Here is a 14,880-nt window from a genome sequence, read left to right as displayed (position 1 = left end):
GCCTAGTTCGACACGCCTCGGCCCAGCGCTTCGTGCAGCCCCTTCTCGGCCTCGTCGCCCAGACGCTTGAACGCCGGGGCGAGCAGCGGCGCCACGAGCTTGGCGAACCCCTTGAACGTGAACTCGGCGCGGTAGGTCAGCTCGGTGCCCGTCGCCGTGGGGACCATGGTCATGGTGTCCTCGGAGACGACCGTCTTGTTCTCCCCGCGCAGCCGGAGGCGGCTGGGGGAGTCGGCCTCCTCGACGACGTACTCGAGCTCGGTCTCGCGGCCGAGGAAGCGCGACACGTTGCGGTAGCGGGTGCCCACGCCGCCGTCGCCCTCGAGGCGGGTCGTGCGGACGGTGCCGGGGTCCCACTCCTCGGTCGACGTGAAGTCCTGGAGGTAGGCGAAGACGTCCTCCGGGGGTCGCGGGACCTGCAGCGTGCGGCTGATTTCCATGTCTGACCTAACCTTTGACAAACCTTGTACAAAGACTCTAGCGTCACGCCCACCGATCGGCAATCCAATCCAGGGGCCGGCGTCGAACAACCTTCAACCGCACCGCCCCCAGGAGCCGCCATGACCAGGTCGACCGTCGCCGTCATCGGGGCGGGTGTGTCCGGACTGACCGCCGCGCACGTGCTGTCCACCGCCCGCGAGGTGACGCTCTTCGAGGCCGACGACCGCCTCGGTGGACACGCCCACACCCACGACGTCCCTGCCGGCGACCGCACGGTCCCCGTCGACAGCGGCTTCATCGTCCACAACGAGCGGACCTACCCCCAGCTGCTGCGGCTGTTCGCCGAGCTGGGTGTCGAGACCCGGCCGACCGAGATGAGCATGAGCATCACCTGCACCTCGTGCGGCCTGTCGTACGCCGGCGGCCGCGGGCTGCGCGGGGTCCTCGCCCAGCCGTGGCGTGCCGCCGACCCGCGGTTCGTCCGGCTGCTCACCGAGGTGCCGCGGTTCCACCGCGACGCCCGTCGGCTGCTCGCGACCGCGGGTCCGGAGGTCACCTGGGGCCAGTTCCTGGCCGACGGCGGCTACTCCGACCACTTCGTCCGGCACTTCGCCGTCCCGCTCGTGTCCTGCGTGTGGTCGTCGGGCGACCAGGACGCCCTCGCCTACCCGGCGCGGCACCTGTTCGCGTTCCTCGAGCACCACGGGATGCTCACCGTCACCGGCTCGCCCACCTGGAAGACCGTGGTCGGCGGCTCGCGGACCTACGTCGAGCGGCTCGCCGCCCGGCTGCCCGACGTCCGTCGCGGCACGCCCGTCACGTCGGTGATCCGGCACGACGACGGGGTGGACGTCATCACCGCGGACGGCAGCACCCAGACCTTCGACCAGGTCGTCCTCGCCACGCACGCCGACCAGGCCCTGGCCGTCCTCGGCGACGCGACGCCGGAGGAGAAGGACGACCTCGGCGCGATCACGTACTCGGTCAACCGCACGCTGCTGCACCGCGACCCGGCGCTGTTGCCCGCGCGTCGCGCCGCCCGCGCGTCCTGGAACCACCGCACGTCCTGTGGTCCGGGCACGGTCGAGGACGGCGTCACCGTGAGCTACTGGATGAACCGGCTCCAGGGCCTCGACGTCGCCGACGACCTCGTGGTCACGCTCAACGGCGCGGAGCTCGTCGACCCGGATACCGTCGTGGCGGAGATGACGTACGCGCACCCGGTGTTCACGACGGCGGCCGTCGAGGCCGCCCAGCGGCTGCGCGCCGCGGGCGGTGACCGGCTCGCGTTCGCGGGGGCGCACCTGGGCTGGGGGTTCCACGAGGACGGCTGCCGCTCGGGCGTCGAGGCGGCCGCGCGGCTCGGGGTGACCTGGTGAGCGTTGAGGCCGCGATCGTCGCCCCGACCGTGCCGAGCCTGGTCGTCGGCACGGTCAGCCACTCGCGCCGCGCGCCCGTGCAGCGCTCGTTCGAGCACGCCCACTACCAGTGGCTGGTCGACGTCGACGACCTGCCGCGGGTGCCGTTGCTCGCGCGTTTCGACGCCCGCGACCACCTCGACGGCGGCCGCCGTGGGGGTGGGATCCGTGGGGACCTCGCCCGGTTCCTCCGGGCCCGCGGGGTCGAGCTCGAGCCCGACGACCGGGTGCTGATGCTCGCTCACGCGCGGACCCTCGGCCATGTCTTCGACCCGCTCACGGTGTTCTGGTGCCTGCGCCCCGACGGCGAGGTCCGAGCCGTGGTGTTCGAGGTGCACAACACCTACGGCGAGCGGCACGCCTACCTGCTCGACACCGACGAGCGCGGCCGTGGCTCGGTCGACAAGGCGTTCTACGTGTCGCCGTTCAACGACACCTCCGGCCGCTACGAGGTCGCGCTCCGGCTGGATCCCGACCTGGTCCGGGTGAGCGTCGCCCTCGAGCGCGACCACCGCCGGGTGTTCACGGCCGTGACCACCGGCACGCCGGTGCCGGCGACGACCCGCACGGTCCTGCGCACCTTCCGCCGCCACCTCTTCATGACCCACCGCGTCAGCGCGTTGATCCGCTACCACGGCATCAAGCTCTGGCTCGCCAAGCTGCCCGTCCAGCCCCGACCCCCGCACTCCCAGGAGGCCGTCCGATGACCATCACCGCACCCCTTCCGCCGCAGCCCGTGCTGTCGCGGACCGACGTGCGCACCCTGCTCGCCCGCCGGATCATGAAGGCCGTCCTGCGCCGGGTGCCGGTCGACGTGCGGATGCCGGACGGCACGTCGCTGGGTCGCCGCGAGGGTCCCGCGATCGACCTCGTCCGCCCGGACGCGCTGTTCCGGCGCATCGCCGAGCACCCGAAGATCGGCATCGGCGAGGGCTACATGGCCGGCGAGTGGCGCCCGGCCGACGGCACCGACCTGGCCGAGGTGCTCCTCCCGTTCGCGGAGCGGGTGACGACCGCCGTACCTCCCGCGCTGGCCAAGCTGCGCCGCGTCGTGGACCGGCCGATCCCGACGGCGGAGCGCAACGACCTGGCCGGGTCGCGCCGCAACATCGAGGCGCACTACGACCTCAGCAACGACCTGTTCGCCGCGTTCCTCGACGAGACCATGAGCTACAGCTCGGCGCTGTTCGACGAGAGCCGACCGTTCGCCGGCCAGGACCTCGTGGAGGCGCAGCTGCGCAAGGTGCACGCCATCCTCGACATGGCCGAGGTGCGCGACGGCAGCCGGGTGCTCGAGATCGGCACCGGCTGGGGCACCCTCGCGATCGAGGCCGCCCGCCGCGGTGCCACGGTCACGACCGTGACGCTCTCGCGGGAGCAGGCCGCGCTGGCCCGCGAGCGCGCAGATGCCTCCGGTGTGGGCGAGCGGGTCGACATCCGCATCGAGGACTACCGATGCGTGACGGGGGAGTACGACGCCGTCGTCAGCGTGGAGATGATCGAGGCGGTCGGCGAGGAGTACTGGCCGACGTACTTCGCCACGCTCGACAAGCTCCTCGCCCCCGGCGGGGTCGCGGCGATCCAGGCGATCCTGATGGGCCACGAGCGCTACCTCGCGACCCGGCGCTCCTACGGCTGGATCCAGAAGCACATCTTCCCGGGTGGGATGATCCCGTCGCTGCAGGCCATCGACACCACCACCCAGGCGCACACCGGGCTGCGCGTCGACCGGGTGCACGCGTTCGGCACGCACTACGCCGAGACCCTGCGCCGCTGGCGGCACACGTTCGCGGGCGTCGACCTCGCGTCGCTCGGCTTCGACGAGACGTTCCGCCGCAAGTGGGAGTTCTACCTCGCCTACTGCGAGGTCGGCTTCCAGTCGGGCTACCTCGACGTCGCGCAGATCCGGATGGCCCGCCGGTGAAGTACTGGTTGGTCGGGGCCAGCAGCGGCATCGGCGCAGCGCTGGCGCAGGAGCTCGTCCGTCGTGGCGCGGAGGTGGCGATCAGCGCCCGCAAGGCCGACGACCTGCGCGAGGTCGCGGGTGACGACATGCAGGTCGTGCCGCTCGACGCGACCGACCGTGACGCCGTGCTCGCGGCGGCCGAGCAGCTGGGCGACGTCGACGTCGTCGTGTGGTGCGCCGGCTACTGGCAGCAGTTCGACGCCGCCGAGTGGGACGCGGACGTGTTCGAGCGGCACATCCAGGTCAACCTGCTCGGCCTCAACAACGTGCTGGCCGCCGTGATCCCGCGGTTCGTCGGCAGGCGCCGGGGACACATCGTCGGCATCGCGTCGGTCGCGGGCTACCGCGGCCTGCCCGGTGCCGAGGCGTACGGCGCCACCAAGGCCGCACAGATCAACCTGCTCGAGGGCCTGCGGGCCGCGCTCTCCAAGCACGGCGTGCGCGTCACGACGGTGTGCCCGGGCTTCGTCCGCACCCCGATGACCGACACCAACGAGTTCCCGATGCCGTTCATCATCGAGGCCGACGAAGCCGCCCGCGCGATCGCCGACGGCCTGGAGAAGCACCGCACCGAGATCGTGTTCCCGCTGCCGATGGCGGTCACGATGAAGCTGGCCCGCCTCGTGCCCGTCCGAGCCTGGGCGGCGCTGACCAAGCAGCGGTGACGGACGAGCGATGACCGCGATCCTCTGGCTGCGGCGCGACCTGCGCCTGGACGACCACCCCGCCCTGTGGGCCGCCACCGAGGACGGGCCGGTGGTGCCGGTCTTCGTCCGCGACCCCCGGCTCGGCACGTCGGCGCGGCTGGACGCCTCGCTCGCGGCGTTCGACGACGCGACCGGCGGCGCCCTCGTGGTCCGCACCGGTGACCCCGTCGACGTGATCGCGGGCCTCGTCGACGAGCTCGGCGCGCGCCGGGTGCACGTCACTGAGGAGTTCACGCCGTACGCCCGCCGGCGCGACGCGGCCGTCGCGGAGCGGGTCGAGCTGGTCGCGACCGGGACGCCGTACGCCGTCCGTCCAGGCACCCTGCTCACCGGCGCGGGCACGCCGTACCAGGTGTTCACGCCGTTCGCCCGGGCCTGGCGCGAGCAGGAGGTAGAGCCGCCGCTGCCGCGCCCGCCCGGCGTTCGCTGGCGGACCACCGCCGGCGAGGAGCTCGCGCGGCACCGGCTGCGCGAGTTCTGCGAGGAGGAGTACGCCGACGCGCGTGACCGCCCCGACGTCGAGGGGACGAGCCGGCTCTCGGAGCACCTGCGCCACGGAGAGATCCACCCGCGGACCGTCCTCGCGCACACGAGCGAGCCGGCGTTCGTCACCGAGCTGATCTGGCGCGAGTTCTACGCCGACGTGCTGTGGCACCGGCCGGAGTCGGCGTGGGAGGACCTGCACCCGCTCGGGATGCCGTGGGACGACGACGAGAAGCTCGTCGAGGCGTGGAAGCAGGGGCGTACGGGCTTCCCGTTCGTCGACGCCGGGATGCGCCAGCTGCTCGAGACCGGCTGGATGCACAACCGGCTGCGGATGGTGACCGCGAGCTTCCTGGTCAAGGACCTGCACGTGCGCTGGCAGGTCGGCGCCCGGCACTTCCTCGACCACCTGAACGACGGCGACATCGCGTCCAACAACCACGGCTGGCAGTGGGTCGCGGGCACCGGGACCGACGCGGCGCCGTACTTCCGGATCTTCAACCCGGTGAAGCAGGGCCTGCAGTTCGACCCGAACGGTGACTACGTCCGCCGGTGGGTCCCGGAGCTCGCGCACCTACCGGGCAAGAAGGCGCACGAGCCGTGGCGGTACGACGACGGGTACGCCAAGGGCTACCCCGAGCAGGTCGTCGACCACGGCGACGAGCGCCGCGAGTCGCTCGACCGCTACCAGCGGTCCCGCCGCTGACCCGTGCCCGAGCGCAGGCGGGCCCCCAGGAAGAGGAAGCCGTCCTCATCGAGGACGCCGCCGTCGCCGGTGTGCAGCCAGCCGTCACCGAGTGCGAGCGCGGTCGCCTCGGGGTCGTCGACGTAGCCCTGCATCACCGTGCGGCTGCGGACGACGACCTCTCCGCACGCACCGGTGGGCAGGAGCCCGCCGTCGGGGTCCATGATCGCGACCTCCTGCCCGGGGAGGGCGACCCCCACGGTGCCGGGCCGCCGGTCGTCGAGCGGGTTGGCTGTCGTGGCGCCGGAGCCCTCGATCGGGCCGTAGCCCTCCACGACCGGGCAGCCGAGCGCCTCCTCACCGGCCGCGACGACGTCCGCGGCGGGGGTCGTGCCGCCACACAGCGCGACGCGGAGGCTGGAGGTGTCGGCCCGGCGCTCCTCCAGCGTCGAGGTCAGGGTCGAGGTCAGGGTCGAGGCCAGGGTCGAGAAGGTCGTGGCGGTCCCCGAGAAGTACGTCGGGCGCAGGCGCTTCACCGCGTCGAGGACCGACGCCGCGGAGGCATCGTGGCCGATCATGCTGACCCGGCCCCCGACCGAGAGCGGCGCGAGGAAGCTCGCCCCGATCGCGGTGCTGTGGGCCAGCGGGAGCACCAGCAGGCTGTGGTCCTCGAGGGTGATCCGCAGATGGGCGACGAGCGACTTCGCCATCTCGGCCAGGTTGCCGTGGGTGAGCACGACGCGCTGGGGCCGGCCGACTGAGTCGCTGGCGTGGACGATGAGGGCGGGCGCATCGAGCGCGGTCGTGGGCGCCGGCAGGCGCATCCCGATCCGGGTCCGGCGCAGGCCGGCGGCGGTGAGCACCCGGCGCCGATGGCGCGCGGAGCGGTCCTCGGTGGCGACGACGACCGCGGCTTCGCTGGCGGCGACCTGGCTGTCGGACTCGAGGGTGGTGAGCGAGGGGTCGATCGGGGCCGCGACGGCGCCGAGCTGCCAGGCGGCGAGCATCGCCACCACGAGCTCCACCTGGTTCGGGAGTGCCAGCGCGACGACCGAGCCGCGGTCGACGCCGTGCTCGGCCAGCTGCTCGGCGACGGCCTCGACCTCGTAGGCGAGCTCGGAGTAGGTGAGCGCACGTCGCTCGTCGGCCACGCACGGCCGCAGGTCGTAGGCGATGCGGCTGTGCCACGGAAGGTAGGTCGGAACGGTCAACTCAGGTCCTCGTGATCGGGATGGTCGTGCACCTCAAGGTAGGGCCGCTCCGACTGCCAGAACTTGTACGCTGGATACGAAGTCGAGCCCTCGATTGGTGCAATCGGGCTCGTTAGTCGATGATTCTTGGGTCTCTGATGCCGAAAAGGAGGTGTGCGTCACATGGAGGTGCATCGAGGAGCGGAGCGTCGAACCGCCCAGCTGGGCGAGCTGCTGGCGCGCGACCTCGCGGGAGTCACCGGCGACATGGCGGGCCACCTGGCCGCCACGATCGAGCCGCTCCAGGGCGACGAGCAGCTGCTGCGGCTGCTCGCCGCCAGCACCGAGAGCAACCTCGACGCGCTGGCCCGGATCATGCGCTACGCCGTCCGGGCGACCGAGCCCGTGGCGCCGATCGCGGCCCAGGAGTTCGCCCGGCTCCTGGCGCAGCGGGGCATCTCCTCGAACGCCATGGTCCGGGCCTACCGACTGGGGCAGGAGGGCCTGCTCGACTGGGCCCTCGACCAGCTGGCCGAGATGGAGTCGGACCCGGCCGTCGCGGTCGCGGCCGCGCGGCACCTGGTGGAGCTGACCTTCGGCTACATCGACGCGATCTCCGAGCAGGTCGTCCACACCTACGAGGCGGAGCGGGAGCGGTGGCTCGCGCACCGCAGCACGGTCCGGGTCGCGATGGTCAGCGAGATCCTGGGCGGTGGGCAGCCGGCGATCGAGGCGGCCGAGCGCGCGCTCGGCTACCGGCTGCGGCAGCAGCACCTCGGGATCGTCCTCTGGTCGCGCGGCGCCACGTCGGGCCTGGACATGGCGGTGGCCGAACGGGTCCTGGAGGCACTCTCGCGCCTCACCCGCGCGGTCGGTCAGCCGCTCGTCCACGCGCGCGACCGAGCGGTCACCTGGGCCTGGTTGCCCCTGGGCCGGGAGGCGGTGCTCGCCGATCCGGCGCTGCTCGCCCTCGAGATCGAGCAGTACGCCGGGCAGGTCCTGGTCGCGACCGGGACGCCCGCCGCCGGCGTCGAAGGGTTCCGGACCAGCCACCTGGAGTCGCTGCGTGCCCAGCAGCTCGCGATGGCCGCTGGGGACGCAGCCCGTCCGCTGACGTCGTACGACGACGCGGAGGTGCGCGCCGGCGCGATGCTGGCCGGCGACCTCGAGTCGACCCGCCGGCTCGTGCGGTCCGCCCTCGGCCGCCTCGCCGAGGACACCGCCGGATCGGCACGGCTGCGCGAGACGCTGCACGCGTTCTTGGGGGAGCAGGGCAGCTACACCGCCACGGCGGAGCGGCTGCACCTGCACAAGAACACGGTCCGCTACCGCGTGGAGCGAGCGACCGAGGCGCGGGGCCGACCGCTGGACGACGACCGGTTCGAGCTCGAGCTCGCCCTGGTCGCCGCCCGCTGGCTGGGCTCGACGGTGCTCGTCGAGCCTGGCTGACGGAGCACGGCCCCGTCTGCTACCTCGTCTCGCCGCGGACGGCGCGGCCCGGGTAGGCGCCGAGGTCGAGCTCGCCGTCGCGGATCACGAACGTGCCGCCGACCAGCAGGTGCCGCACGCCGCTCGACGGACGCGTCGGGTCCGTGACGGTGGCGTTGTCGGTGACGGCGGCCGGATCGAGCACGACCAGGTCGGCGTCCGCGCCCGGCGCGAGCAGACCCTTGGCGCGCATGGCCGGAGCGACCTCGTCGAGCACCCGGGCGGGCAGGAACGAGCAGCGGCGGAACGCCTCGGCCCACGACCACAGGCCGTGCTCGCGCACCATCAGGCGCAGGCTGCGGGCGAACGTGCCCGCGGTCCGCGGGTGCGTCTCTGCGCCCGGCGGCAGCGGCCACTCACGGGAGTCCTCACGGCGGTCGGGCCACTCCAGCGGCATCGCGTCGCTGGCGACGATCGCGTCCGGGTAGGCCAGGGCCTGGCGCAGCAGCGCCCGGTCCGCCTCGTCGCGCTCGTCGAGGAACTCCACGACGCAGGTGGCGCCCGGGTCGAGCTCGCGCAGCTCCGCGAGACGGCGTACGTCGGAGATCCGCTCACCGCTCGCGAGCATCACGATGCTCGAGGCGGTCAGGCCCCACGCGTCCAGCCGCTCGGGCGCGAGGAAGAACGCGCCGATGCTGGTGCTGCCCATGCCGTACGGGTAGACCTCGACGCTCACCCGCGAGCCGGCGGTGCGGGCGTCGTCGAGGGTGCCGAGCACCCGGTCGACATGGCGGCGCGAGGTGCTGTTGACGTGGCAGTGGTGCATCGCGGCACCGGTCTCCTTGGCCGCGATCGCGATCTCCCTGGAGCCGTCGATCGGTGTCGTCGGGTCGGCCTCGACCAGCTCGCGCACGTGGGTGAACGTCGGGGCGCCGGCGTTCGCGGCGAGCTGGGCGACCGCGAGGAACTCCTTCGGGTCCGAGCGCGGCGCGTAGCCCATCAGGATCCCGATGCCGAGCGCGCCCTGCGCGAGCTCGCCCTCCAGCAGCTCGAGCCACGCGGCGAGCTCGGCGGGGGAGGAGGTGCGCTGCCAGTCCGGGTCGCCGAGCAGGTTCGTCGACGAGTCGAAGCGGGCGGTCGGCGTGATGCCGGAGAGCACCTGGCCGCGGGCGTCGGCCCACGACGCGGAGAAGCCGTAGTTGAGGACCCGGCCGGCGGCCGCGGCGTCGGCGTACGCCTTGCCGATCGGCATCAGGCCGGCCTCGAGGTCGAGGTTGGTGGTCACGCCGTCGAACGCCTGGAGTCGCTGCCCGGCGATCGAGTGCACGTGGCTGTGCAGGTCCACGAACCCGGGCCCGACCACCAGGCCGGTGACGTCCACGACGGTCGCATCGGCGTCGAGCACCGGCACCGTCGACACCTCGGCGACCCTGCCGTCGCGGACGACGACGTCGGCGACGGTCTCCGTCCCGGCCGCGGGGTCGATGACGCGTCCACCGCGCAGGATCGTCGTAGTCATCCCTCGATTCTCACGTCCGCGCGGTCGTGGCGGTTGGGTGGGGGCTACAACACCGCGGTGGGTGCCTCGTCGATCTTCACGAGTGAGACCACCGGCCTGTCGGGGACCCGGTCGACCAGGAACCACCGGAACGCGAGGTTGCCGCGCGGCAGGCCGAGCGTGGTGATCGCGTTGGGGTGGTCGAGCTGCCGGCGGGCGATCACGGTCGTCACGGTGCCGTCCGCGTTCGGTACGGCGGCGCCGCCGTTGACCGAGATCCGGCCGTCGGTGACGTTGCGCCCGGCCATGTACTGGTTCCACACGATCAGGCTCCAGAACCGGCACTCCGGCGGCCGGTGGGTGACCACGAGCGCCTCGTCCTCGGCGAGGTCGAAGCTGCCGAACGAGTAGCACGCGTCGGTGGCCGACCAGCCGAAGTTGAAGTCGGGCACCTGGTAGGGGTCGGCGAAGTCGTTGGCGACCTGGGAGATCTCGTGCCCGAGGTCGTGCCGCTCGTCGTCGTTGCGCACCCCGACGGCGAGCGGCACGATCGCGAACATCGTGCGCAGCCAGGTGAGCGTGGAGCGCAGCGCCTGCGCGGTCCCGGCGTCGCCGCGGTCGAGCGGACCGGGCTCGTCGAGCGCCTCGACCTCCCACTGCACGCGCCGGCCCGTGAGCGGGTCGACCTGGTAGTCGCGGGTCAGGACGGCGGCCGCGTCGGGCGCGAGCTCGACGAAGACGCCGTCGTACCCCTCCGGCCGGGACGGCCCGAGCTCGAAGGAGAACCGGCCGGCGGCGTCGAACGCGAGGTCCTCGTCCTTCACGACGCCGATCACCTTGTCGGACCAGGCGCCGGGGGCGGGCTCGTTGTAGACCGTCGCCGAGAAGTAGGCGCTGTCGCCGCGCTGCCCGCTGATCCGGTAGCGCCGCTGCGGATCGATGACGATGAACGAGTAGTAGGCGTCGGTGTTGTCGCCGCCCCAGCGCCGGTCGCGGCGGAACGGCGTGACGATGTCGGAGAACACCGGGCGGCCGGGGTCGGAGAACAGGTACGTGTCCAGGCCGACGCCGAGCACGGTCGCGAGCATCCGGTAGCCGTCGGCGACGGCCTGCTCGCCGGAGACCGCCCGGTCACCGGTGAGGAAGCTGCCCTCGAGGTCACGCAGGCCGTCGAGGAGCTCGTGCCACGCGGCGGTGGATTCGTACGTCATGCGGCGATGCCTTTCAGGAGGAGGTCGGTCGTGCGGTCGATCCAGGCGTCGTCGAGGCCGTCGCCGCCGCGGAAGAGCAGGGCGAGCAGGGTCGTCCCGGCCATCGCCTCGATCACGGCCTCGGGATCGAGGCCGGGGCGGGAGAGCCGGTCCCGTGCCGCACCCAGCGGTCCGTCAGCGAGACGCCCGACGAGCGTCGCGTGCAGCGTGGGATCGGCGGCGAGCTCCGCGATCAGGCCGGGGACCGCGGCGCGCGCGACCGGATGGGCGAACACGTCGACGCAGGCGCGCACCATGGCACGCAGGTCGGTCGCCAGCGAGCCGGTCGTGGGCACCTGCACCCGCTCCGCGTCGGTGGGGAACGCCGCCTCGTGGACCAGGTGCGCCTTGCTGCGCCAGCGCCGGTAGATCGCGGGCTTCGTCGTCCCGGCGCGCTCGGCGACGGCGTCCATCGTGAGGTCGGCGTACCCGACCTCCACGAGGAGCTCGGCGGTCGCGGCGAGGACGGCGTGGTCGATGCGCCGGTCACGTGGTCTACCAGGTGCTGTCGTCATTACGGAACTGACCGTAACGTAACTGCGCGCGATGCACCTGGACCGTCGACCACCGTGCGGCCGACTTGGGCTCGACGAGGACGAGCTGCGCGAGCGGTTCTCGCGCCGTACGTCGCGAGGTTCCTCTAGGCGCAGAGCCCGTTCGCGGCGGCGACGTCCTTGTCGCCGTTCTGGTTGTTGCCGCTGATCGCGCCCTTGCCGAAGCTGCCGAGCGGCTCGTCGTTCGCGACCTTCTCCCAGAGCCGGTCGGCCTCGGTGGTGAGCTGCAGGCGGCCCCAGTTCGGGTCGACCTCCGGGAACTCGGCCGTGGGCGCCGTGACGAACTTGATCTTGTCGAGGTTGGCGTCCTGCAGCGAGAGCCCGAGCTTGCCGAGCTTGCCGACGCTCGCGATGTCCGGGCTGGCCGTGATCGACCCGGCGACCGCCTTGGCGAACCGGTAGACGCTGGTCGGGTTCGTGAGGATCTGGGCGGACGTGATCTTGTTGAGCATGGAGGCGATGAATGCCTGCTGCCGCTTCATCCGGCCGAGGTCGGCGTTCGGGGTCGAGGTGCGCTGGCGCACGTACGCGAGCGAGGCGTCGCCGTCCAGCGTCTGGGTCCCGGCGTCGAGGTGGATGTTGTGCTCCGGGTCGTCGATCTCGGCAGGGATGCAGACCTCGACGCCGCCGAGGGCGTCCACCATGTCCTTAAAGCCGCCGAAGTCCACGACGATGTAGTCGTCGACGTAGACCCCGGTCACGGCCTCGACCTGGGCGACCGTGCACGCAGGACCACCGGCTGCGAGCGCGTCGTTCCACATCACGTCGGTGGCCGCGGGGATCGTCGTGCCGTCCTCGAGGGTGCACTCGGGGCGGTCGACGAGGGTGTCGCGGGGGATCGAGATCCCGTAGGCCGACCGGCGTCCGTCCGCGACGTGGATCAGCAGGGTCAGGTCCGAGCCGCCCTTGCCGCCCTCGCCGTCGATCCCGCAGTCGTCGCAGTCCCGGGTGTCGGTGCCGAGCACCAGCAGGTTGTACGTGCCGGACGGCAGCTTCGGCTCCGGACGCTGGGCCACGTGCTCGATGTCGCCGCCCTCGTCGATCTCGGAGTCGACCCGGTGGTAGGCGAAGACCACGGTGGCGGCGGTGATCAGCGCGACGACGAGCTCGGCGACCACGATGACGCGCAGGACTGTGCGTCGGCGTCGAGCATCCGGCACGGTGGTGTTCCCTCCCCAAGGATCCCCGAGATCCGGGATCAGCCTAGACGCGGCCTGTTAACCCGGCGTTACTACGCTGATGGCGGTGTCCGATTTCCGCCAGAAGGTGTCGGCGGCGTCGGTCAGGATGGGAGACATGACCAGCACCGAGAGGCTCGACCCGGAGTCGTGCTACCGCGCGGTGAAGTCGCGCGACCGGCGCTTCGACGGAGTCTTCTACACCGCGGTCCGCACGACCGGCATCTACTGCCGCCCGTCGTGCCCGGCCCGCACCCCGGCGTTCCAGAACGTCACGTTCCACCCAAGTGCCGCGTCCGCCCAGGCCGCCGGGTACCGCGCCTGCAAGCGCTGTCTGCCCGACGCGACGCCCGGCAGCCCCGACTGGGACGTCGCCGCGACCGCGGCCGGCCGCGCGATGCGCCTGATCGCCGACGGAGTCGTCGACCGGGAGGGGGTGGACGGCCTCGCGAGCCGCGTCGGCTACACGCCGCGCCACCTGGCCCGGATCCTCGCCGCCGAGCTGGGCGCCGGTCCGCTCGCCCTCGCGCGGGCCCGGCGCGCGCAGACCGCGCGGGTGCTGATCGAGACCACCGAGCTCACGTACGCCGACATCGCGTTCGCGTCCGGGTTCTCCAGCGTCCGGCAGTTCAACGACACGATCCGCGAGGTCTACGCGTCCTCGCCGACCGACCTGCGCGGCCGCCGCGGCGGTGGGGCGACGACCGGTGCGGTGACCATGCGGCTCGCGGTGCGCACGCCGTTCGCGGGCCGGGCGCTGCTCGACTTCCTCGCGGTCCGCGCGATCCCGGGGGTGGAGACCGCCGGTGCCGGGTGGTACGCCCGGACGCTCTCGCTCCCGCACGGGTCGGGCACGGTCCGGCTCGAGATCCCCGACGTCGTCGAGACCGGGCAGACGGCGTTCGTCTCCGCGACGTTCGCGCTCGAGGACCTCCGCGACACCGCGGCCGCGACCGAGCGGGTACGCCGCATGCTCGACGCGGACTGCGACCCGGTCGCGGTCTCCGACGCGTTCGCCGGCGACCCGGTGATCGGCCCGCTGGTGCGGGCGACGCCGGGGCTGCGCGTGCCGGGCCACGTCGACGGCCACGAGATCGCCGTCCGCGCCGTGCTCGGGCAGCAGGTCAGTGTTGCGGGCGCGCGCACCGTCGCGGCGCGGTTGGTCGCCGAGCACGGCCGGCCGGTCGCACACCCGGGCGAGGGGCTGACCCACCTGTTCCCGTCCGCGGCGACGTTGGCCGCACTGTCCCCCGAGGACCTGCCGATGCCCCGCTCGCGGGGGCGCGCGCTGGTCGCGCTGTGCTCGGCGCTGGCCTCGGGCGAGATCGCGCTCGACCGCGGCCCGGACCGCGGCGCCGTCCGCGAGGCGCTGCTGGAGATCCCCGGCATCGGCCCGTGGACCGCCGACTACATCGCGCTCCGCGCGCTCGGCCACCCCGACGTCTTCCTGCCGACCGACATCGGCATCCGCGACGCGCTCGCCGGCCTCGGCCGCGACCCGTCGACCGCCGCGCACCTCGCCGAGGCATGGGCGCCCTGGCGCTCCTACGCGCAGCTGCACCTCTGGCATACCCTCACGCCGACCACCAAGGAGCATTGAGATGTGGACCGTCATCGACTCACCGATCGGCGAGCTGCGGCTCGTCGAGCAGGGCGGCGCGATCACCGCGATCGAGTTCTCGCCGTTCCGTGACAACGACGGCCGGGTGCGCGGCGACCGCGCCGACGACAACCCGCTGCTCGTCGAGGCCGCCCGGCAGCTCCGCGCCTACTTCGACCGCGACCTCAAGGAGTTCGACCTCCCGCTCGCGCCCCAGGGCAGCGACTTCCAGCAGCGCGTCTGGGCCCAGCTGCTCGGCGTCGGGTGGGGCGAGACCGCGTCGTACGGCGAGATCGCGCACCGGCTCGGCCACACCAACGCCGCGTCCCGCGCGGTCGGCCTCGCCAACGGCCGCAACCCGATCCCGATCGTGATCCCGTGCCACCGCATCATCGGCGCCAACGGGACCCTGACGGGCTACGCGGGCGGACTCGAGCGCAAGCAGCTGCTGCTCGAGCTGGAGCAGGACGCCCTGTTCTGAG

The 14,880-nt window shown here is 72.7% G+C and carries 14 protein-coding genes; 8 read left to right on the top strand and 6 right to left on the bottom strand.

Annotation, left to right across the window (positions count from 1 at the left end; all coding sequences use genetic code 11):
• Window positions 1-2: 2 nt before the first annotated feature.
• Entirely contained in the window at window positions 3-440 is a 438-nt protein-coding gene (locus tag ABD875_RS06195; RefSeq protein ID WP_345172290.1) for an SRPBCC family protein, read from the bottom strand.
• A gap of 120 nt (window positions 441-560) precedes the next feature.
• On the opposite strand from ABD875_RS06195, the gene ABD875_RS06190 reads away from it, so the two are divergent.
• From ABD875_RS06190 to ABD875_RS06170, 5 genes are read left to right on the top strand one after another with little or no spacing between them, the layout of a single operon-like run.
• Entirely contained in the window at window positions 561-1,820 is a 1,260-nt protein-coding gene (locus tag ABD875_RS06190) for an NAD(P)/FAD-dependent oxidoreductase (RefSeq protein WP_345172288.1), read from the top strand.
• A complete protein-coding gene (locus ABD875_RS06185; RefSeq protein ID WP_345172286.1) occupies window positions 1,817-2,566 on the top strand; it encodes a DUF1365 domain-containing protein in 750 nt (249 codons plus the stop codon). Before ABD875_RS06190 ends, ABD875_RS06185 begins: the two co-directional genes overlap by 4 nt.
• Window positions 2,563-3,783, top strand: coding sequence for a class I SAM-dependent methyltransferase (locus ABD875_RS06180; RefSeq protein WP_345172284.1), 1,221 nt, complete (start codon window positions 2,563-2,565; stop codon window positions 3,781-3,783). Before ABD875_RS06185 ends, ABD875_RS06180 begins: the two co-directional genes overlap by 4 nt.
• The gene (locus ABD875_RS06175) at window positions 3,780-4,490 is read left to right on the top strand and encodes an SDR family NAD(P)-dependent oxidoreductase (protein ID WP_345172282.1); all 711 of its coding nucleotides are present in this window, start codon (window positions 3,780-3,782) and stop codon (window positions 4,488-4,490) included. The genes ABD875_RS06180 and ABD875_RS06175 overlap by 4 nt, the downstream gene beginning before the upstream one ends.
• 10 nt (window positions 4,491-4,500) lie before the next feature.
• Window positions 4,501-5,721, top strand: a complete 1,221-nt coding sequence (locus tag ABD875_RS06170; protein ID WP_345172280.1) for a cryptochrome/photolyase family protein — start codon at window positions 4,501-4,503, stop codon at window positions 5,719-5,721.
• Here ABD875_RS06170 and ABD875_RS06165 read toward each other — a convergent pair.
• A complete protein-coding gene (locus ABD875_RS06165; protein WP_345172278.1) occupies window positions 5,700-6,911 on the bottom strand; it encodes a class I adenylate-forming enzyme family protein in 1,212 nt (403 codons plus the stop codon). The two genes, ABD875_RS06170 and ABD875_RS06165, sit on opposite strands and share 22 nt — an antisense overlap.
• A gap of 162 nt (window positions 6,912-7,073) precedes the next feature.
• Between ABD875_RS06165 and ABD875_RS06160 the strand changes: the two genes are divergently transcribed.
• The gene (locus tag ABD875_RS06160) at window positions 7,074-8,339 is read left to right on the top strand and encodes a PucR family transcriptional regulator (protein WP_345172276.1); all 1,266 of its coding nucleotides are present in this window, start codon (window positions 7,074-7,076) and stop codon (window positions 8,337-8,339) included.
• Between the two features lie 19 nt (window positions 8,340-8,358).
• On the opposite strand, the gene ABD875_RS06155 is transcribed toward ABD875_RS06160, so the two are convergent.
• The 4 genes from ABD875_RS06155 to ABD875_RS06140 form a co-directional block, all read right to left on the bottom strand.
• Window positions 8,359-9,837: an amidohydrolase family protein gene (locus tag ABD875_RS06155; RefSeq protein ID WP_345172274.1), complete on the bottom strand. Its 1,479-nt coding sequence runs from the start codon at window positions 9,835-9,837 to the stop codon at window positions 8,359-8,361.
• A 44-nt stretch (window positions 9,838-9,881) separates the two neighbouring features.
• A complete protein-coding gene (locus tag ABD875_RS06150; protein WP_345172272.1) occupies window positions 9,882-11,027 on the bottom strand; it encodes a hypothetical protein in 1,146 nt (381 codons plus the stop codon).
• A complete protein-coding gene (locus tag ABD875_RS06145) occupies window positions 11,024-11,581 on the bottom strand; it encodes a TetR/AcrR family transcriptional regulator (protein WP_345172270.1) in 558 nt (185 codons plus the stop codon). Before ABD875_RS06145 ends, ABD875_RS06150 begins: the two co-directional genes overlap by 4 nt.
• Before the next feature lie 125 nt (window positions 11,582-11,706).
• Window positions 11,707-12,738: an LCP family protein gene (locus tag ABD875_RS06140; RefSeq protein WP_345172268.1), complete on the bottom strand. Its 1,032-nt coding sequence runs from the start codon at window positions 12,736-12,738 to the stop codon at window positions 11,707-11,709.
• A 178-nt stretch (window positions 12,739-12,916) separates the two neighbouring features.
• Here ABD875_RS06140 and ABD875_RS06135 point away from each other — a divergent pair, with 178 nt between their 5' ends.
• The gene (locus ABD875_RS06135) at window positions 12,917-14,398 is read left to right on the top strand and encodes a DNA-3-methyladenine glycosylase 2 family protein (RefSeq protein ID WP_345172265.1); all 1,482 of its coding nucleotides are present in this window, start codon (window positions 12,917-12,919) and stop codon (window positions 14,396-14,398) included.
• Window position 14,399: 1 nt separating this feature from the next.
• Window positions 14,400-14,879, top strand: coding sequence for a methylated-DNA--[protein]-cysteine S-methyltransferase (locus tag ABD875_RS06130; RefSeq protein WP_345172263.1), 480 nt, complete (start codon window positions 14,400-14,402; stop codon window positions 14,877-14,879).
• Window position 14,880 lies beyond the last annotated feature (1 nt).

Source organism: Nocardioides caricicola (assembly GCF_039541135.1).
GTDB lineage: Bacteria > Actinomycetota > Actinomycetes > Propionibacteriales > Nocardioidaceae > Nocardioides > Nocardioides caricicola.
This window is presented reverse-complemented; position numbering and strand designations above follow the sequence as displayed.